The 20,258-nt window shown below is 68.8% G+C and carries 10 protein-coding genes and 1 pseudogene; 5 read left to right on the plus strand and 6 right to left on the minus strand.

Annotation, left to right across the window (positions count from 1 at the left end; translation table 11 throughout):
• Positions 1–56 precede the first annotated feature (56 nt).
• The 5 genes from SPRI_RS36365 to SPRI_RS36385 all read right to left on the minus strand — a co-directional run bounded on the left by SPRI_RS36365 (position 57) and on the right by SPRI_RS36385 (position 12,038).
• Positions 57–1,232: a hypothetical protein gene (locus SPRI_RS36365; RefSeq protein ID WP_005322243.1), complete on the minus strand. Its 1,176-nt coding sequence runs from the start codon at positions 1,230–1,232 to the stop codon at positions 57–59.
• On the minus strand, positions 1,229–6,550 hold the full coding sequence (locus SPRI_RS36370) for an ATP-binding protein (RefSeq protein ID WP_050791664.1): 5,322 nt from the start codon (positions 6,548–6,550) through the stop codon (positions 1,229–1,231). Before SPRI_RS36370 ends, SPRI_RS36365 begins: the two co-directional genes overlap by 4 nt.
• A 181-nt stretch (positions 6,551–6,731) precedes the next feature.
• Complete coding sequence (locus tag SPRI_RS36375) at positions 6,732–9,452, minus strand: TerD family protein (RefSeq protein ID WP_037775708.1); 2,721 nt, start codon at positions 9,450–9,452, stop codon at positions 6,732–6,734.
• Positions 9,442–11,496, minus strand: coding sequence for a DEAD/DEAH box helicase family protein (locus SPRI_RS36380; protein WP_005322246.1), 2,055 nt, complete (start codon positions 11,494–11,496; stop codon positions 9,442–9,444). Before SPRI_RS36380 ends, SPRI_RS36375 begins: the two co-directional genes overlap by 11 nt.
• An 8-nt stretch (positions 11,497–11,504) precedes the next feature.
• Positions 11,505–12,038 carry a hypothetical protein gene (locus SPRI_RS36385; RefSeq protein ID WP_106428586.1) on the minus strand — a complete coding sequence of 178 codons (534 nt, stop codon included), beginning with the start codon at positions 12,036–12,038 and terminating at the stop codon, positions 11,505–11,507.
• Positions 12,039–12,600: 562 nt separating this feature from the next.
• Here SPRI_RS36385 and SPRI_RS36390 point away from each other — a divergent pair.
• From SPRI_RS36390 to SPRI_RS36405, 4 genes are all read left to right on the plus strand, one after another.
• On the plus strand, positions 12,601–12,864 hold the full coding sequence (locus SPRI_RS36390; RefSeq protein WP_005322248.1) for a hypothetical protein: 264 nt from the start codon (positions 12,601–12,603) through the stop codon (positions 12,862–12,864).
• Positions 12,865–13,398: 534 nt separating this feature from the next.
• Positions 13,399–13,743 (plus strand): hypothetical protein, encoded by a 345-nt coding sequence (locus SPRI_RS36395; protein WP_005322249.1) that lies wholly within the window; start codon positions 13,399–13,401, stop codon positions 13,741–13,743.
• A gap of 1,313 nt (positions 13,744–15,056) precedes the next feature.
• Positions 15,057–17,093: a DnaB-like helicase C-terminal domain-containing protein gene (locus SPRI_RS37735; RefSeq protein WP_078951195.1), complete on the plus strand. Its 2,037-nt coding sequence runs from the start codon at positions 15,057–15,059 to the stop codon at positions 17,091–17,093.
• Positions 17,094–17,714, plus strand: coding sequence for a hypothetical protein (locus tag SPRI_RS36405; protein WP_053556603.1), 621 nt, complete (start codon positions 17,094–17,096; stop codon positions 17,712–17,714).
• Positions 17,715–17,866: 152 nt separating this feature from the next.
• On the opposite strand, the pseudogene SPRI_RS37740 reads toward SPRI_RS36405, so the two are convergent.
• Positions 17,867–18,684, minus strand: a pseudogene (locus tag SPRI_RS37740) (IS5 family transposase).
• 169 nt (positions 18,685–18,853) lie between these two features.
• Here SPRI_RS37740 and SPRI_RS36420 point away from each other — a divergent pair.
• A complete protein-coding gene (locus tag SPRI_RS36420; RefSeq protein ID WP_159039464.1) occupies positions 18,854–19,135 on the plus strand; it encodes a DUF6372 family protein in 282 nt (93 codons plus the stop codon).
• Positions 19,136–20,258: the final 1,123 nt, after the last annotated feature.

Genomic DNA, 20,258 nt, shown 5'->3' on the forward strand with positions numbered 1-20,258 from the left:
GCCGCACGCCTGCCACATGAAGGTGGGTTGATGGGGGCGTCGTCGCTGGGGTGCCCTCAGTCCTCGTCGTCGAGGGTGTCGTCGGCTGACTTGTGGTGGACGTTGACGCCGGCTCGGCAGCGCGCGGCGCCGATCGTGTCGTGCAGCCGGGCGAACAGGTCGGGCCGGATGAGTAGATCAGCTCCCGCGACCGCGGGCAGGAGTGGTTCGTAGTTTCCGTCGTGGACGAGGTGGCCGTGCCACTGGCGGCAGATCAGTGCCTCACCGGTGGCGTCGCTGAGGCTGAACCCGCAGATTCCCTCTGTGGGTTCAAGGCCGAGTGCGGCCACGACGCTGGCTGCGGGTGCGAGTACGTAGAGGGGCAGGCCGAGGCCGCTCAGGGTGCGAGGGCGAGGCGTGTCGATCAGGCCAGAGGCTCCAGCGTCAGTAAGGGCCGTCAAGGCCTGGTCTGCGGCACTGATGTGCTCGGCTGCTGACTCGGTTGTAAGGCCGAGTCCCAGGCGCCGCCACGGGCTGGTCCACAGCTGCCAGGGGGCCTGGGAGGCGGGTAGTGTGCCGGGCGGCGGGTCGTTGTCGAGGGCCTCCAGGCCGACGGCGATCTGCAGTTGGCGGGCGGGCTGATCCGGGTATTGGCGTGCAGGAGTGCGCTGCCGCTCGAACAAGCCGATCTGCACCCATCCCTCGTGTGGACCTTCATCCACGCGAGCAAAGGCCATGGCGTTTCCCGGCAGGGACCGCAGGCCCGCGACCGAAGCGAAGCCGGAAGGCGGCCAGGGCTTGTCCGCTTGATGGCTCTCACTGAACCACGGTGCTGGATCAAGCGACCACGCCAGGGTCTCGGGACGAGTCAGAGGGCGGGGAATGCGGGCGAGTTCGGCACGCAGGGCCGCGCGGGGGTCATCGCGCAGTCGCGCGGCCGCGCCGCGTTCGAAGTTCTGGGCGTTGCCGAGATGTCCCGCTTGGGCAAGCGCGGCACGCAGGCCGGCGGCAGCGCGTTGCAGGCTGTCTTCGGCGGCGGCCTGGTCGGCGAGATAGGCGTCGGGAAGCTGGCTGCGGCGTCCATTGGTCAGAAGGTCCAGCTGCATGCTCATGAGCGTCTCGACGTCGGGAAGAGCATCGATCATGAGATCGATGACGGTCTCGCGGAGCCCGGCCGGACTGCCGGCGGCGTTGAGGCGGTCGCCCAGGTAGTGGTCGACGAGGTGGGTTGCGAACTCCCGAGGGTTGTTCATGCGCTGTCCTCGCTGGGGGAGAGGGCGGCGGCGATGGCGCGTGCGAGTGTCGGATGGGCTGCCGTTGCCGTGGGGGCGGGCGCCTGGTGGCCAGCGCGGGCCAGGATGGCGGACGCATCCGCACGGACGGACAGCACGTCACTGCCGCACAGCGTGACGAGCTGTGCGAGAAGGGCGGCATCCAGAGGTCCGTCGGGCAGGTGTCCTTGTAGGACGGTCAGGAGCCAGGTCAGGGGGCCAGCTCCGAGGTCGAAGGAGAGGACGCGCGCCAGGGCTGCCTGCGCCTGGCCGGAACGGCTGGCCAGCAGAACCGTCGCTGTGATCAGGGCGCGGCGCTTGTCGCCGCGTTCAGGCAGGGCAATCGTGGCCAACGCAAGTTCGCACAGTGCGGTGTCGATGTCGTGCTGGGTCGCCTGTTCCGGCACCGGGTGGTAGGCACCCTGACCGAGACGGGCACGGCCCGGCAGACGGTGGGCGATGACGCCATACGCCGCATCCCAGCAGGCGAAAGCGCTGACAGCCGGGGGTGAAGCGAGCGGGGGCTGAACAGCGAACGCCGAGACCAGGGCCAGGCTGACACCGATAGTGCGGCTGTAGGACGCCTCGGCGACGGCGTGGGCCACCTGGTCTGCGAGGTTGCGGGCTGCGGTGGCCGGGTCCGCGGAGTGCGCCTGCTGCCACAGATCCAGCCGGTCATTGCCGCCGAAGGAACGCCATCCGCCGCCGCCTCGCATCTTGGTGTAGGCGAGCATGCCCGCCGTGGCGGCGAGTGGGCCGTAGACACCAGGATCGCTGTCCTGGCGCAAGCGGAGACCCATGGCGAGGTCGGCCAGTAGCTCAAGAGGGTTGGAGGCGTTCATCTCGTCGGCGATCCGGTGCAGGAACTGGGCGGCTGCGTCTGCTCCCTGACCGTCGATGATCTCCAAGAGCCGCCACCCGACCGCATTGGCCAGCGCGTCCCTCGACCAGCGTGGGCCCGAGGGGGCATCGTATGCCTTGCTGCTGCGGTCACGGACCGCAGCAAGCGCGCCGGCAGCACCTTCTGGCAGCGTCGGGCGCTGCTGGGCGTGCAGGTACGCGTCTGCGGTGGGGCGCTTCTCGGGGCCGAACCAGTCACGTGAGGTGTTGTCGGGCACGGGGCGGGGCGCCCAGGGCGAGCCGCCCTCACCGCCACAACGCTGTGCTGCTGTGCGCAGCGCAGAAGTGGGCTCGTCCCCGGCAGCCTGCGATGCGGCGATCAGTGTCTGGTCGTCGTAGGTGGAGGTGATTGCATTGGCCAGCACTGGCAGGAGACGCGATGCGCGGGCCGCGTCGTCGCCGGGCAGGTCAGCTAGCCTGGTGAGCAGAGCAACGTCCTGCTGGATGCTGCGGCCATCGGGGCCAGCGGCGATGCGGAGCGCGGCCAGGACGACGGGGTCGGCCGTGTCAGCCTGCGTGGCCAGCAGCTGCCGGTGGGCCGCGCCCACCCGGCCATCGGGCAGCCCGGGCTCGGCCAGCAGCACCTGGGCGCCCAACTGCGCGGCACCGCGCGGATCCAGGCGCGCAAGGGAACGCCACCACTCCTGCGGCGTTCCCGCCGTGCCCCGCCCGTCGGTGCAGTCCGCGACGAGATAAACAAGAGGCTGCGTATGCGCCAGACGCACCTGCGCCTGGACGGGATCGGCCTGCAGGAGCTGAGGCAGCGGATCCAGCAGCTCCTCGATGGTGATGTCCTTGTGGCCGCCATAGGCCCCCACGTAGCGGGCGGCACGCTCCCAGCACCGCTGCGCTTCGTGCGGGTCGTCGCAGGCGAGACTTACGCGGGCCATCTCAAGCTCGAAGTCGGCGTCCTCCGCATACAGAGCACGGCGCTCGGCTTGCGCTCCGCGCAGCGTGCGCATGAGCTCGTGCACGATGTCGGCCCCTGCCTGGCCGACGCTCCCGGCGAGCAGGGACACCAGCTCCGTGGTGATCAGCGGGCCGGTTCCGGCCATGCCCATGAGAGAGGTGGTGGTGCCCTCGCTGACGGCTTGCAGGAAGGCGATGCCCACAGCGACATCATCGCCACGCAGCAGGGCGACGGCGTCGTGCAACACCTGTCGCACCTGCCGGTGGATGTCCGCAAGATCGCAAGCCCGGGGGCTGCCCGTGAACGCGTGTGCATGCTGGGCCAGTTGTTCGAGCGCCACACGCACGGTCACGGACGCGGTTTCGGCTGTGAGGATGCCCGCCTCGACGTCGCGGTGCAGGCCTACGGTGGCAAGGGTGAAGCGCAGCCAGGCACGGTAGAAGCCATCGCCCTCCAGGAGGGGAAGCAGTCGGGCGGGCGCCTGCGGATCGGCAGCATGGGCCACGGCCAGCAGTGTCAGCCACCTGTTCACCGGGCCGGACAGGCCGCTGGCACGGTCCGTCAGTACATCCTGTGCTGCTTCCGCGAGAACCGCGGCGATGTCCCCGGAAAAGATCTCCTCGGCAAGGTCCGACACTGCCACGCCATGGCGGAGCAGGCGCCGCGGGTCGCACGGCCCGCTGGCCCAGGCCGCGGTGGCCAGCGCGCGGGCAGACGGCAGCGCGCCGCCCGCCGTGCCATGGGCGTCCGCAAGGTGCAGCAAAAGGGCCGCGCGCCGGTCGGGCTGCTCGATGAGCTCCGCGCTCTCGAGCAACGGGTCTGGACCCAGACAGTCCAACAGCACACCCAGCGCATCCTCAGGCGACGTCAGAGCCTCCTGGCCGAGGAACCGGGCCACCCGCTGCGCGAGCGTACGCGGGACCTGCCCGAGCTCGACATCGTCAGCAGCCCGGGCCGGCAACCGGATCCGTCCGCGCAACTCCGCCAGGAACACCGACTCATCGCTCTCGGAACCGTAGTGGACACGCTCCTTGCGTGCCTCGTCCCAGGCCGTCAGGTACGCCTCCCACGGGGCGGCACAGCCGGCCCGGTCGACCGCCGCACACAGCTGCAGGCCCCACCGCGCCGCCATCGTGGTCACACCCTCGTACATCAGGCTTGCCGCCACGCGGTCGGCTCCCACCAGCGCCACCAGCACATCCGCATACGGCACCAGGGAACCCGGCAGGCCTTCGTCCTCAAACGTCGCCCGCGCCCGGCTCAGTTCGACGCAGCGCACCAGTGTGGGCCAGTCGTTGCGGACCGCCGCACGCCGCGCGGCAACGGTCAGAGTGTGGACGATGGCCTGAGGAGGCTGCAGCCCGGCAATCGCGCGGGAGAGGAAATCGGGTTCGATCAGCAGAGCGAGTTCGTCATCGCGCCCCAGAGCGGCCAGCAGTTCGGGCAGGTGCCGGAACGCGCGGGGATCGGTGAAGAAGCCCCGCTGGGACAACCAGTCGGCGGCCTGGGACCGGACCTGATCGACCCACCTGTCGTCGCCGTCGGCCCGGCGGATGAAGCGGCTGAAGCTCTCATGATGGATCTTCAGTCCGCCGATGCCCGGCTGCTGCGCGACGATCGGTGCCACGCTGTTCAGCGCGGCACCGAGTTGCATTCCGGGCAGCGGGAAAATTTCCTCGAGCTCCGACGCACTCACAGCGAAGTCGCAGACCGCGAGCATGCTGACAGCAGAACGCTGCCCGGGGGTCAGACCGGCCAGCAGATAGGCGTAGTAGTCGTCGAGGTCGTGCGCCGACGACGGCACCGTCCGCAATCTCTCCAGAGGATCGCCAGCACCATCCGGCGCCGGCGCCGCTCCCAGGCCCGGGGCAGGACCAACGGCCTGCCGGCACAAATACGTGGCGTACAGGGCGTTGCCCCGAGAGCGCTCCTCGATCAGTGCGACCGCGGCCTCCGCCCGCGCAGCGGGATCGAGCCCCTCACCGGCAGAGGAGGGCTCCAGGGCCGTCAACACGCCCAGGCGGTCCGCCAGAGCATGCAGTTCGGCGCGGTTGAGCGGGGCAACGGTGAGACGGGAGGCACCGGCGTCGACGGCCTCGAGGTGAGGGCCGGGCTGACTGGCCAGGACGAGCACGACACCGGGCGGCAGTTCCAGGGCGGAGAGGTCCGCGACCAGAGAGGCCGCCGGGTCCACCCGCGGACGAAAGGCGCTGCCGGTGGTGGATCCAAGAACCCGGCTGACATGGTCGATACCGTCCACGATCAGCGCGATCGGCCGGTCCGGTGCCAGGCCGCGCGCGGCAGTGACCGCGGCCGTGAGCGTCTCCGGCGTGGCCGCGTAGCGCGGCCTGACCTGCGCCAGCGCCTCCGGAACGGCCGTACCCAGCTGCTTCAGCAGGCTGCCGATCACGACCTCAGTCAGCACACGCTGCTCACGGTCGATGTCCGCAGCGCCGAGCCAGCAGTGATGCCTCACCGCCAGCCAGGTCTCCCGCAGCGCATCCCCGAGCTGCTCGCACAACCACGACTTGCCGATGCCGGGAGCACCGGTGACCACCACGACACCCCCCTGCTGAGCAGCGTCCCTCACGGCCGCGACCACGCCCGTGAGCACCGTAGGACGTCTCACCTCGGTGGCACGGTCCACGGGGTGCCCCTCACGGACCGCTCCGAAGTCGACTTCCAGACTCAGACGAGGAAGCAGGTCCTCGACCATCACGGTCCCCGCCCGGCTGCGCGCCGCTTTGGCCGCCTCGATCAGGGCCAGCGCCACCTCCTCGGGCGTGCGGTGCCGGTTCGGCGGCCGTCCGGCACCGAGTTCTTCGGTGATGCGGTGCAGCAAGGCCGCCTCGGCTGGCCCGGGCTCGCGAATGTTGAGCGAACACGCCGGAAGATCCGTGTCGACGACCAGGGATGCGCAGGCGCGGTTGAGCAGGTCATCACTGACCTGGGCGAGCATCTCCTTCCACGGAGCGTGTGCACGCAGCGCAGCGGCGTCGAAACGGAACCGTTTGCTGCTCAAGCCGTGCAGCGCAGGCCCGGGATCGGTGCTCGCGTGGACCGGGCGCAGCACCCGGGTCAGCTCGGGATCCTCCGGCTCCGTGTCGCGCACCACGAGGCGGTGCGAGGCACCCGGATCCGAGGTGAAGTCGTGGTCCATGGAGGAGAAGAGCAGATCCAGGCGTAGGCCTCGCTTGTCCTTCGTGAAACTCTCCAGCGACAACGCGCGGTCATGATCCGTGTGCTTGATCTGCAGCCGCTCGCGGCTGCCGGTGCCCCACTCGCACGTGATGTCATCGAATCGGTCCCCGGTGAACATCTTCGTGTCGACCAGCAGGGAATTCGCACGTCCCACCGCCAGGTCCACCAGCCGCAGCGCGGTGAGCAGGTCCTGGTAAGCGTAGCCAAGGTGTGTCGGGCGCAGCCCCATGCTCACCTCCAGCGTGCCCTGCTCACTTGGCACCCCCCCCGTGGTGCGCGTCGCGGTCACCCTAACCTCCCTGACGTACCAGGACGGAACGGAAACCCAAGGGGAGATCGTGTGCGCAAGATCCAGCTGGCCCGGGAACACCTGGCAGGTTGGGCACCAGCAGCGGCTCTCGCACGCGAGATCGACGGCGACGGCCGCACTTACCCGGTTGTCGACGGCTTCGCGTACAAGACAGAGGGTGTCAGGCTTCGATGTTGATGCCGTAGTCGGTAGCCAGGCCCGCGAGGCCGGTGTTGTAGCCCTGCCCGACAGCGCGGGCCTTCCATCCGGCCTTGTGGCGGTAGAGCTCCACCGCGACGGTGACGGTCTCGCCTGATGAGAACGGCCCCGGAGCGAAAGCCAGTTGGGCGCCGGAAGACTGGGTGATATCTGCGTGCCACTGGGTGTGCTGGTCGAAGACTGCGGCGGGCTGGGCCTCGAGGTCGATGCTGACGATGACGGCGATGGAGGTGATGTCGTCGGGGATGAGGTTCAGATCGGCGGTGACGGTGTCTCCTCCGAGGCTGACCCCGTCGTGACTGGGGTGGTTGTAGAAGACGAGGTCGTGGTCGTCGCGTACCTTGCCGTTGCGGGTGAGGAGTACAGCGGAGACATCGACGGGCGCGCCGGTGCAGGTGATGCGGACCGTCGTCGGTTCCGTGGCCACGGCCGTGTTGGCCCCCTTGGCCAGCAACTGCCCAGCAGCGTTTTCCCCGTTGCTGGCCGGGACGGCGGGGGAGGGGGGTGCGATCGGCGGCAGGCTGGTACCAGTAAGAGCCGCGATGACATGCTGGAGGATGGGCCAGCCCTCGGTTTCCTCGCCAGGCCACGGCCAGGTCAGCCGCTGGGCGCCGAACTCCTTGGCGGTCGGCGGCCGCCCGAGTGCTTCCTGTAGTTGGAGGTGGCGCAGGCTTTCGGTGGCCAGGCGGCTGAGCTGCCACTGCCGTTGGGTTTCTTCCGGGTTGTTCACCCAGGTGTCGTGGTCGACGGGCTTGCCGCCCAGCTCCTGGTACACCCGGCGGGCGAAGTCGTAGCCGTCGCCGGCCAGCAGGCGGGCGGGCCGCTCCTGCAGGGAAGACGCCGGCTCGCCGATGGCCGTGTACAGCGCCCCGAGGTCGCCGCCCGTCCAGTGGTTGGCTGCTGTGATCGCGAACCGGGCGAACTGGGGCAGCGTGGGGGGACGCCCCTTGGCGGCGACGAAGCGGTGATGCTGGTGGGCGACCTCCTCCAACTCGGAGCGCCAGCGGCCCTCCACGAAGGCACCGAGATACTGCTCGGCCCAGGCCCGCCGGTGTCGTGTGATGAGGTCCCGTAACCGTTCGAAGCCGTCCCGACGGGCGCCGTGACTCATGCTGGAGGTGAACGTCATCTGCCCGTACGGGGTCTCGACCGTACTGTCCGCGCTGTCCGTGATCTCCTCCTCCGGCCCGAGGAGTTGTTCGGCGGCTTGCAGTTCGCGGAAGAAGGCGGTGTCGACCGGGCATCCGGCCGCGCGCAGGGCGGCCAGCGGCCTGCTGTAGTAGCGGTCGACGCGGTCCAAGGTGGTGCGGGAGTAGGGGCCTTCGCACACGAACCAGGCGGTCAGGCCCACGCCGTGCCAGAACTCGGCCGCAGGACCGAGGGCTTCAGCCATGGTCTGGTGCGGGCGCGGGTTGCTGACGATGCTGCCGGGATACCGCGCAAGCGTCACCGTCTCCCACAGCCGCCCCACCCGTTCCAGGACATCGGCGGGCAGACGCTGCCGGTACAACTGAGGGGTATACCCCTGCTCGGTCCGGTTCAGACTCATCAGATCCTGATCGACCAGCCCCCACAACGACGGCATTCCCCGTGACTGGCCGGCATGCGCCTGGTCGAAGCCTGCCCACCAGCCGCGCAGGGCCGCAGCCCGCTCCTCCACCGGAGACAGAGAACTGCCGCCGCCGAGGAAGGCCGCGAGCATCGCATGGACCTCGTCCTCCGCGATGCCCGCCTCGGCCGCCATACCGGCCGTCTGCGTGGCCATGCCGACGTACAGACGTGGCTCGGGCAGAGCGGTGATGATCTCCTCATCCGGGTGCGGGGGAGCCTGAAGGTAATCCAGCACCGCCAGCCAGTCACCCCCGAAGTACGCGGAGACGACCGGCTGCAGCTCTTTGGTGAGCACCCGGCGCGCCAGGGCTGTTCCCGTCCTGGCCTTCTTTGCGAAACCAGCCATCAGCCCTTGCAACCGCTGGATCCGGTGACGTGCGGCAAGCTGCACGAGGTCGGCGGCGGCAAGGGTGTCCAGCAAACGAAGGCGGGCCTGCTGCTGTCCCGCACGGTCCAGCTGGTGCCAGCCGCCGCCGAAGCGGAAGGCTTCCAGCGCGCTCGCGTCGACGCCCAGCAGCCGGTAACGCTCCTCGATGAGTGTCCAGAACCGCTGCTGTTCTGTGCGAGGGAATATCTCTCCTGCTGCCCGCAGCCGGATGGGCTGAAGCAGTGTCTCGAACAGCGGCACCAGCAGCGCCCACAGCAATACCGTGTCCCAGTCCTCCACAGCGGTGAGGCGGGCGGTGTCATCGGCGGCCAGCGTCAGAGCGTGGCCAGGGCGTTCCCGCAGCAGATACGGCAGATTGACTGCCCCTGCCTTGACCGAGAGTTTCTGGGGGAGGTACCACGCCCCGAGCCGCTGCTGCTCCTGGACCCCGAAGGCGTTGGCGCAGAAGACTTCCTCTTCCCGGGTGAGGGCCGTCACCTTGGCGGTGTCCGGCGTGTGGCGTCCTCGGCCGGGGACGACGGTGGCCACCGGCCGTCCGGCGAGCCCTGCGGCCAGCAGTCTGGCCGCCAGGGCGTCGATGTCGGCGAACCGTTGCTGCTGCCCGGCCGCCCGCTCCAGGGCAAGCGCCTGCTCGGGACTGCATTCCACGGCCGGCTGCCACCAGCGTGTCGGGTCACTGGCCACCGGTCAGCCTCCGCATGTACTCGACGAACTGCTCAAACGGCACCGGCGCAGCGGTGTTCTGCGCATAGACGGCGTAGCGCTGGGCCATCAGCTGCATTTCCCGCTCTGTCCTTCGGGCCTCCACCCGGTCCAGCTCGTGCACCACGCGCTGCTCGACGCGTCCCCGCTCGTACAGCACGAACGCGTCCACCCCGCCCAGACCCCCACCGGCCCCCTCCGCAGCGCCGCCGGGGCCGGGGAGGACTCCTTCCAAGGTGGTGGCGTCGATCAGCGGGACATCCAGGAGCACAGCGGGATCCATGTCGTTGTCCGCGCACATGGCCTCCAGATGCTCCTCCAGGCCGAGTTCGGCATGGCAGACCACGTCCATGTACTGCTGCTCGGCAGCCACCGCGGTCTGGCGCAGGACGCGGACACCGCGGCCGACGAACTGGTAGAACTCGCCGAAGCTGCCATAGGGGCGCAGCGGCACGACCACGGTGATGGGCGGGAAGTCGTAGCCCTGGCCGAGCATCCGCAACTGCACGATGCCCTGCAGATCCCCGGCGTCGGACTCGAAGCGCCGCCGGGTGGAGGCGATCGCGGAGGCGGGCATGCTGTGGTGCAGCGTGGCACTGGGAATCCCGTACTCCTCGGCGATCCGCGCGACCTGTTCAGCATGCGCCTGGCCCATCGCCGCGAACAGCACCCTCGGCTTGACGGGCGCCAGCAGCTTGGCCTGCGCATCCAGACACGCCCGCGTCACGGCCATCACCTGGCGGATCGGCGCCTCGGACTGTGCCGTGATGCGTGCCATCTTCCGCTCGTCGCCCAGCGTGGCCAGCAAAGCATCACGGCCCACGATCTGCTCGCGCCGCCCGTCCGGCCACACCGCCTCATACACCGTCGACGCCACCTCGGGAGCGAACCGGTGCACCCGCAGATTCTTCGCCGACCCGTCCGCGACGGAGTCCACCAGCCGGTAGCGGTAGACGACATCGGCGTCGATCGGCTTGCCGTCCAAACGCTGGAAGCACGCCGACATCAGCAGGGTGCGCGCACCATGGAAGTGGGCGAACAGCCGCTGGTAGGAGGCGCTGGCCGCGATGTGCGCCTCGTCGACGACGATGAAGTCGATGTCCTCCGCCTCCAGCTTGGCCAGCAGGTCCCCGTCACTGTCGCCCGTGCCCAGCGCATGAAAGTTGGTGACCAGGATGTCCGCGTCCAGAAGCCGCTCACGGCTGACCTGGCTGATCTGCCCGTCGTCCGCGTCCAGGACGAGCGTGGCCGGCGGACGGGCACCGGGCAGCAGCGGCCCGCCCGCCAGCCCATACAGGACGTTGCCCGGCATCCCCGCATCGATGGCCTTGGCGAAGGTGCCGCGGATGACCGAGCCCGGGGTCACCACCAGCGCCCGCCGTCGGCAAAACGACAACGTGGCCGCCACCCCCAGGGCCGTCTTGCCCGACCCCACCGCCATCACCGCAGCCGCATGCCGGCCGCCGGAGGCGTAGTAGTTCGCCAACGCGGCCAATGCCTCGTCCTGGCACGCCCGCAACGGCGCCCGGTCCACCCTGGCCTGTACACCAGCGAAGTACGCCCCGCCTGAGGGCAGTTCGGCACCGGCAGGCGGATCGGCCGCCCGCATCGGATCGCCAGCCATGTCCGGGATCTCGATACGCGGCACGGCAGTCACCAGCGCCGCCAGGAGCGGATCCTGCCTCAGCATCGCCTGCAACTGCGCCACGCAGCGCGCCGTGTCCGTACGCACCGCGTCGTAGGAGAACCGCAGAACGGTCAGGCCGGCCGCGGCCAGATCGTTCTGTCGCAGCCGGTCGTAGGTGAACGCGGCCCGGTCACTGTGGAAGGCGAACCCGTCGAGCTCGACGGCCAACTGCAGCGTCTCACCCGCGATCAGGTAGTCCAGCCGGTAAGTGCGCTCGTTGACGGTGACCGGGTGCTGACTGTGCACCCGCGCAACGATCGACGCATCCACGGCCGGCGTGAGCACCCACCGCAAGAACGCCTCCTCCAAGTAGGAGGCAGCCGGGATCAGTCGCTCCAAACCCGCACTCATGACGATCCACCCTGTGCCGCAGCCTCGGCAACCAGCGCCTGGGCTTTCTCCGACAGCCGGGCCGCCACATCCTCGCCCTGCCCGAAACGGGCCAACCGCCGCGCCAGCTCAAGTGCTTCCGTGAAGGCGCCCTCGCGCTCCAGCAGGCCGATCAACCGTGGCACCGAGGACACCCGCACAAACGCCGCCGGTGCATCAGTGGTGTCGAAGGACACCGCGTGCGGGGTTGCTTCCATCAACTCCAAGTCCAGCAGGGCGAACACCTCAAGCGCGGCGAGGGCCCCAGGCTCCGCACGACGTGTACTCCACAGCCGATCGACCGCGCTCTGCAGAACAAAGTGATAGTCCCTGGCCGAGCCCGGAAGCTCCAGCGCCTCCCAGACACGGGCGATCAGCTCAGCGCCGCGCGCGTCGAACGGCACATGCCGGCTGGCCGGTGTCGCAGACGTACTCCCCTCGGCGGTCGGCCACATCGGCGAGCCGTACGACTCGTCCGGACGAACCCCTGCGCCCGGCAGCGCCTCCCGCATGACACCCGGACTCCCGGCAAAGGCAAGGCCAGGGACAGCCGCCATGCGCTCAAACCACGCCCCCATGTTCCCCCTTCACATAAAGAGGCCTGCACCCTCACCTACAGCGAAGTCGCCCCACCCGCCCCCTGCGGTACTTCATTGTCGCAGCCACACACTCTGTGCACCCCGAAAGCGGATATGTACTCCGCTCTCCGTCACCCACCTCGGCCGACTGCTGCCGGTCGAAGAACGGGAACCAGAGGTCCTTGTCGCCCACTCGACCTCGTGTCCGGAGTCGGGAGTTTCGCTTCACACGCCTCTCGGCCAGCTGTACCAGGGGACGATGCAGGCCCTGGACGGTTTCGGGTCAACCCGATTTTCCAGGTGGTCTGAGCAGGGACGAACGACGTACCTGCGTTTCACGACGGTGAACACGTCAGCCTGAACGGGCGCCGATCAGGCTGGCCTTGAGAGCGTCGGCGAGGGAACCTTGAGGCATCGACGGCGGGATACGCCTCGCACCAATCCCTTCCCGAATCACCGGGTTGGGTGCCTCACCCCTACCCTCCTGGAGCTGCTCATGTCCGTCCTTCCCCTGCCCGCCGCCAGCCCCGAGCCGCCGGCGTTCTGCGCCAGCCGCCTCCCTGCCCGCACCCAGCCCAGTCGGCTGGGCATCCCCGAGGTCGTGGTCATCGTCGTGGTCGTCCTGGCATCGGCCGGACTGGCCGCCGGCAACCGGCCCGTCCCGGCCGCGCTGGTCGTGGTGGCCGCCGCAGTGGCCGACCTGATCACCGGCCGCCGCTCCAGCAACGTCGCCGAGCCCTCCCGCCGCCGCAGCCGGTGATGGGCCGCCCCACGAAACCTGTCGCCGCCGCCACCAGCCCCCGGCTGCGGACCCTGGCCGCCTACCTGCGCCAGCTCAAGGACGACACCCGTACCACCTACGCCACCCTGTCCGAGCGCACCGGCCCACCGAACGCGCCCGGGTACCGCGGAGCCTCCACCCTCAGCCAGCCCGCGGCACCCACCTGCCCCCGCTCGAGACCGTCCTCGCCTACGCCCGCGCTGCCGGCGACCCCGGCAGCCACTCCACGCAGAAGCGACAGCCCTGAGCCTCTGGAAGGCAGCCGCGATCGAGAAGGCCCGCCCGCACCTGGCCGGCCGCGGCCGACGGACCCGGCAAGTCCGCACCCCCGCCTCCCTGGGCCAGGAACTGACGCGACTGCGCCTGAGAGCCGGCCGGCCCTCTTACAGTGCCATCGAAAAGGCGACCAAAGCCGACGGGCACCGTGTACCGCGTTCGACAGCCCACCTGATCCTCAACGGGAAGGTCCTGCCCAGCCGAGAGCAGCTGTCCGCACTCCTGAAAGCCTTCGACGTGAGCGTCGTGGACGCCGCCCAGTGGCACGCGGTCCTCGACCGCATCGAGGACCGCCGGCGACCGCCCGAGCCGACCCGGCGAGGCAGAGGGTATGCGTGCGCGGACGCCGACCCGGCCGTGCAGGAGTACCTCGAACGCCGCGAGCGCGACGAGGAGATCAAGCGACGCACCGGCCAGATTTATCCGGACGAGACGTACGAGGACTACGAGGAGCGGATGCGCGAGAGGGCGTTCCAGCAGCAGGCCTCGGACGACTGGCTGTACGAGGACTACGACGAGCCGGAGGACGAGGCACAGAGACAAGCGCGGGCCGCTGAGCAGGCCGCCTCCGAACCCAGTTGAAGGCTTTGGTAGAGCGCGCCACCCCAACAGGGCAGGTTGCCGATCACGCCGGACAGCCGGCTTACCGTTTCCGCCCATCGCCACCCATCCTCCTGAGCAGGACCAGTTCCGTGATCACCCGCGACTCCCACCCCGGCGGTACATAATTCCAGTGAATATTATGTACCGTCAGCTAGACTGGGCAGCAGCGTTACATTTTTTGGCGTCCGGTCGTTCCGCAGCCGCTGGCGGCCGCTCCCGAGCCGACTGCCCGACCTGCCCCTCGCAACCCTTGCCGCGTCTGTTCTTGGAGTCCCGGAATGTCCTCCTCGCATTCATCCCGCACTGCCAGTGAGGCGTCTTCCGGCGCTGCCATGCCGGACAACTCCGCCCCCGCTGCTCCGCCCGCAGCCTCGACGGAACCGTCCGACCCCGCTCCGCGCTGGGCGGGCCACTGGCCCCTGAGCTACCCCGAAGACGCCGGCCGCCGACACGGCGAGAACACTCCCGAGCCAGTTGAAGGCATGGTGGAGGACCCGGGAACAACCTCCACCGCCCCTGACGCGGAAACACCACACGCCATGGCGCGCACCCGCCCGGCGACGCTGCACGGGGCCCGCAACGCACTCAAACAGTTGATCGACGCAGCCGTCCAAGGGCAACCCACGCCCCTGACGCGCGGCCCGCACCACGCACTGCTCACCACCCCCGCCCACGCAGCCAAGCTGGGCTGGAACCTCACCCAAGCCCCGACCCACAGCTTCGCGGACGCCCGCAAAAAGCTCGGAGACCTGATCCAGTACAGCGCCGAGGGCCACCCCCAGGTACTGCGCCGCCACAAGACCCCCGTCGCCGTCCTGCTCGCCGCAGCCGCGGACGGCACTCCCGTGCCGCCCGCACTTCAAGCCGAGCCCGCACCCGACACCGTGGCTCCGACTGCAACGGCAGCCCCAGACTCCGCCGCAACACCCCCTGAGGGCCAGCAAGCAGTCCAAAACCCCCTCCCGACCACAGCAGCCGAAGTCGAGGCCGCCAAAGACCTCACACCCGCGCCGACAACTACCCCTGCCAAAGCGGCCATTGCCCCCACCACGTCCTCGGCACCGCATCCGGAACCGGCGCCGACAGCCCACGACACGCCTGCACCTGCCCATACGCCCCCCGCCTCACCCGGCACCACCCCAGCCCCATCGACCGCCCCCACCGGCTCGCCGGCCGCTACCGCTCCAACCCCCGCCGATCCCGTACTCCAGCACCCGGTCACACCGCCGACCGCCCTCCCCAAACCCCCCTCGACCCCGCCCGAGCCGAGCCCGCCGGCCCCCGCTCCCGCGATGCCCGGCACCGGCCACGAGCCCGCCCTCCCGGCCGGCGGCCCACCAGCCATCGCTGCGCCGCGCACCCCGCGACGCCTGGCCGCACTCGCCCAAGCCCTCGACACCGTCCTCCCGACCACCGCCCCCACCGGTGAAACCACCACGCCCACGCCTCTGATGGGCCTGTCGACCGGCATCCGCGCCCTGGACGACGTCCTCGGCGGACTCCAGCCCGGCCGCTTCTACCTCGTCGCCGCCGCCCCGGGCGCCGGATCCAGCCTGATCGCCACCACCGCCGCCCGCACCAGCGCCCTCGACCAGCACCAGCCCGTCCTGTACGCCGCCTCCGGACTCACCCGCGCCGACATCGCCGCACGCATCGTCGCCGCGCACCTGCCCGTCGACTACCGCCGCCTGCGAGCCGGCCGCCTCACCCCCACCGAACAGGACGACACCGCAGCCCTCCACCACCACCTGGCCCAAGCCCCGCTCTACATCGACGACGGCACCGACCTGACCACCGACGCGATCACCGAAAGCGTCCCGGACCTGCCGGGCCTGGCCCTTGTCGTGGTCGACCGCCTGCAGACCACCGAGGACCCCCGGCTGCCGCTGTCCGGCCCGGCCCAGATCACCGACGCCGCCCAGGCACTCGTCCACCTGGCCCGCACGCACGAATTCCCGGTCCTCGCTGCCGTCGACACCGACGACCCCCAGGTGATCGCCGCGCTCAGCCTCGACATCACCGTCACTCTGACCCGCGACGCCGACCAGATCCACGCCACCGTCACCGAGCGCGACCTCGGCCCGCAGGCCACCCTCACCCTCCACGCCGACCTCGCCCACGCCCGCATCACCGACCCCTACGCCAGTCCCGTCACCCTCACTTCAACACCCCAAACGCCCCCGACTACGCCCCCGCAAGACCCCGCACCGACCCCGCAGACGCCTCTCCAAGCCCCCACCAGCCCATCCCCGGACCCCATGGCCACCCAGCCCGCCCCGACGGCCCACACCGCCGCCCCACGCAGGCCATCACCCCGCCGCACCACCGCCTCACCCTCGCCCCAAGGCGGCTACGCAAACCGGGACTACAGCTACTTCACCGGCATGATCACCCGCGCCGTCGACGAAGCCCTCCATGACTGCGACGGCGACCTCACCGCCGCGACCGAAGCCCTGGTGAAAAAGGCCGTACCGAACGCAATGGCTCTGTTCGAAGCGACCCGCGTCGGCGGAAATTACGAACACACCGTCTACCCGGAAACCCTCGAATTCCTCCGGAAGAAAACCAAGGACGGCGCCGACGAAATCTGGGAAGGCCGCCACAACTGGACCAACACCCACCTCACGGAAGAACTCAAAAACGGCACCCACCCCCCGATCACCGTCAACGCCCTCGACACCAACGCCAGCTTCCTGTCCGCCTTCAAGACCCACCTGCCCATCGGCGCCCTCATCCACGACCCCCACGGCGGCTTCGACCCCAAACGCTCCGGCATCTACCGCCTCCCCACCCGTCCCACCTGGCACCACCCCGACCTGCCCGACCCCATCGGCAACCGCCGCGAAGACGGCCCCGTCCTCCTCGACGACGCCACCATCCGCCTCCTCATCCGCTGCGCCCGCCTCGGACTGTGCGAGGCCCCACACATCACCGAATGCTGGACCTCCGGCACCAGCGAAGGCCTCCTGGAAAAATTCCGCCGCGTCCTGACCGAGGCCCGCACCAACGCCCTCGAAACCGACGACACGGTCACCGTCGAATACATCAAAGCCATGTACTCGAAATTCACCTCAACCATCGGAGAATCAAGCGTCAACCGCGACATCCGCCGACCCGACTGGATGCACATCATCCGCTCCCAGGCATTCGCCAACCTCTGGTACAAATCCCACCGCGCCCACAGCAACGGCCTGACCGTCGTCCGCGTCCGCGGCACCGACGAACTCCACGTCACCGGCGACTGGCGCACCGTATTCACCGAAGGCCGCCTCACCACCCAGATGAAACAAAAAGACCAATACACCCTGCCGAGGAAGAGCGCCCGATAGATGTCGACCGACGGATGGAAAAACTTCGGCAACTACGGCGCAGACCGCGACCCCGGAAACGTCCACGGAAAAATCGCCCTCGCCCGCGCCCTCGAAGACGCCCTCGAACGCATGATCATCGACGGCGGAATCAAATCCCCAGTCGACACCCGCCGCGGCCTGAAAGCCCGCATGCGCTACCTCACCACCACCAAAGGCGGCCCCCAAGCCCTGGCCGACGCCGGCATCCACGCCACCCCCACAACGATCCGAGCCTGGACCCGCGGCACCCAGCGCCCCCGCCCAGCCAACCTCGAAGCGATCGACACCGCCTACTGGAACCTACGAGCCCACAACGTGCTCACCAACCCCGGCGCCCTCAAGCAGCACCTCAACCGAGGCGGCCGCGGCACCCGCATCGAAATCCACCCCGTCAATCAGACAGCCGTCGACGAGCCACGCCGCCGCGACAACCTGAGGATCCAGCACCGGCAGGTCCGCTACATCTGGGACGACGCCGTCGACGCCCTCGTCGCCAGCGACCTGGCCACCATGGAAGACCTCTGGGACGATGTCATCGCCGAACTTGACTCCGACTGGGGCGCCTACACCTACGTCTCCTACATCGGCATCGGCGCCTGACACGACCACTGACGATCTGCGGGGAAGCGCCAGTTTTGGGCCTCGCCGTCTGGGAGCCAGCGGCGCAGGTGCGGTGACCTCGTCGGTACCGACTGGTGGTGCTCACCCGTTGCAGGCATGAGCGACGAAGAGCCATGCCACTCTAACTGGCACTAACAAAGCCTCTGGACGTGGCGGTGGGTGATCAGGCAGACGGCGATGCCAAGGAAGGCTTCGTGGATGTCGTCGCGTCGTTCCCAGCGGATGCGCAGGCGGCGGAAGCCGTGCAGCCAGGAGATCGTCCGCTCGACGACCCACCGGAAGGTGCCCAGGCCGGTGCCGTGTGGCTGGCCCCGTTCGGCGATTGCGGGACGGATGCCGCGCTCGCGCAGGAGCCGGCGGTACTTGTCGTGGTCGTAGCCGCGGTCGGCGAAGAGCATGTCGGGCCGCCTGCGCGGCTGGCCCACGACTCCGGCCACTGCCGGGATCTTGTCCAACAGCGGCAGCAGCTGGGTGACGTCGTTGCGGTTTCCGCCGGTCAACGACACCGCGAGCGGGATCCCCTGGCCTTCGGTGATGATGTGGTGCTTGCTGCCCGGGCGTGCGCGGTCGACCGGGCTGGGGCCGCTTTTGGGCCCCTGCGTGCGGCCCGGACGTGGGAGGAATGGATCACCGCCCGCGACCAGTCCAGCTGGTTCTTCGATCGCAGCTTGTTCAGCAGCAGCTGGTGCAGCTGGTCCCACACGCCGGCCTCGTTCCAGGCCGCAAGGCGCCGCCAGCAGGTCATGCCCGAGCCGAAGCCCAGCTCCTGGGGCAGGTACTCCCACTGGATGCCGGTGTGCAGGACGAACAGAATGCCGCACAGGGCCTGCCGGTCGGGCACTCGCGGCCGTCCCTCGACTTGCTTCGGCGGCTGCTCGGGCAGCAACGGTTCGATGAGCGACCACAGTTCGTCCGACACGATCCACGGCCGCGACTGACGCTTCCCCATGCCCACATCAACGAGCGATCAAGCCGACAGTCACATGATCAACTCACTTTTGTTAGAGCCAGTAATGCCGACCACCACCAAGTGGGGCCGCGCACCGCGGAGTTCGTGTGCATTTCCCGCCCGGACGGCGGCCGGTGTGTTCGTGCTCGACCGGGCTTACGTTGCCTACATGGACAGGCCTCAGTTCCCCGTGCTGTATCAGCGGCAGCGGTTCATCTTCTTCTGGACCCGGCAGGCGCCGGACGAGTGCGAGTGCCGGATCTACCACGCGGTTCCCGTCTGGTGCAGCTGCGCCAACAAGGCTGAGCCAGGCCTGGAAATGCGCATCATCCGCACCCCGTACCTGCAGGGCAACGCGCAGCCGGAGGTCAGTGCCCCGCTGCGGCTGCGCGAGCCATGCTACGCCGCGGTGGAGGTGCTGTCCGAGGAGTCGCGGTCGTCGACGGCATGAGCCTGCCCGGCATGCCGCGCAAACGGGGCCAGCCTTCCCGGACGGCGAGCATCCTGAGTCCGCTGGAGCGGGCCGTCGTCCCGGCCGCCCAGGAGGTGTCGCCGGACGTCCGGAACGGTGCTGTCGCCACAACACTGTCCTGGCGGGGCGCTGGGCCGCGAGCTGGAGACCGAGTTGCGCAAAGCCACCGGTATGTGTCGAGGCTGCAAGCCGCACGCGTGTGTCGTGGCCCGCGACAGGCCGTCCGCCGAAAAGCACTTGAGGATGCCGGGCTGCACCGACATGGAGATCATCGAGACCAGACCCAGGCAACCGCCCGAACGGAAGGCATGAGGGATGACCGCCCTCTCCCTGACCAGGCATGAGCACCGTGCTGGTCTGCGGGGGAGTGTCAGTTGTACTTCGTCATCTGAGCGTCAGTGGTGCAGGTGAGGTGGCTTGGTTGTTGACATTGACGGGTAGTGCTCACCCGTTGTTGCCAGGAGCGGCGAAAAGCCATGTCATTCTCACGCTGACCACCACCGAGAGCCAACACCAAAGAAACCCGAGCACAAGAAATGCGAGCACCGAATTAGATCCTGATATTCCGCTTCGAGACATAACGATTCGCCCCTTTGGAGAACACCATCGAGAGAGAATCAGTACAGAATAACCAACACTCCACCAGAAACCAGATAATGTAAGGCGAGTGAATGCATCAGAAATGTGCGACGCTCTCTCGGGCTTTCCATGCATCGAAATGTTCAAGAGGTCCAGACCACCGTCTGTAGCACGGAGAGTATCCGTTACATAAATTATGTAACGGCGCTGAGTGCGTTACATAATGGGTACACATCAGGTACAGAAGAGGCTGCTTGGCGGGCCCTTTCAACGCAGGTCACCCCACCTCATTGCCAGCAATCAAGCGCACCAGGAGACAAAATCGCAGTTAAAAAGCGTTTGAGAGCATCCAAAGCCAAGGATGCCGCGACTCTCGATTATGTAACGGGGCCAGCGAAGGCCGGCGCCTATCCTGGTAGCCAGCGGTAACGCCGCGGAGCGGCGTTACATATTCGTCGCGGAGCGACGGGTGACGCTCCGTCACGTAGTGACGGCGCGTCATGTCTCCGGAGGAGACGGCGCG

This window comes from Streptomyces pristinaespiralis (assembly GCF_001278075.1).
Lineage (GTDB): Bacteria > Actinomycetota > Actinomycetes > Streptomycetales > Streptomycetaceae > Streptomyces > Streptomyces pristinaespiralis.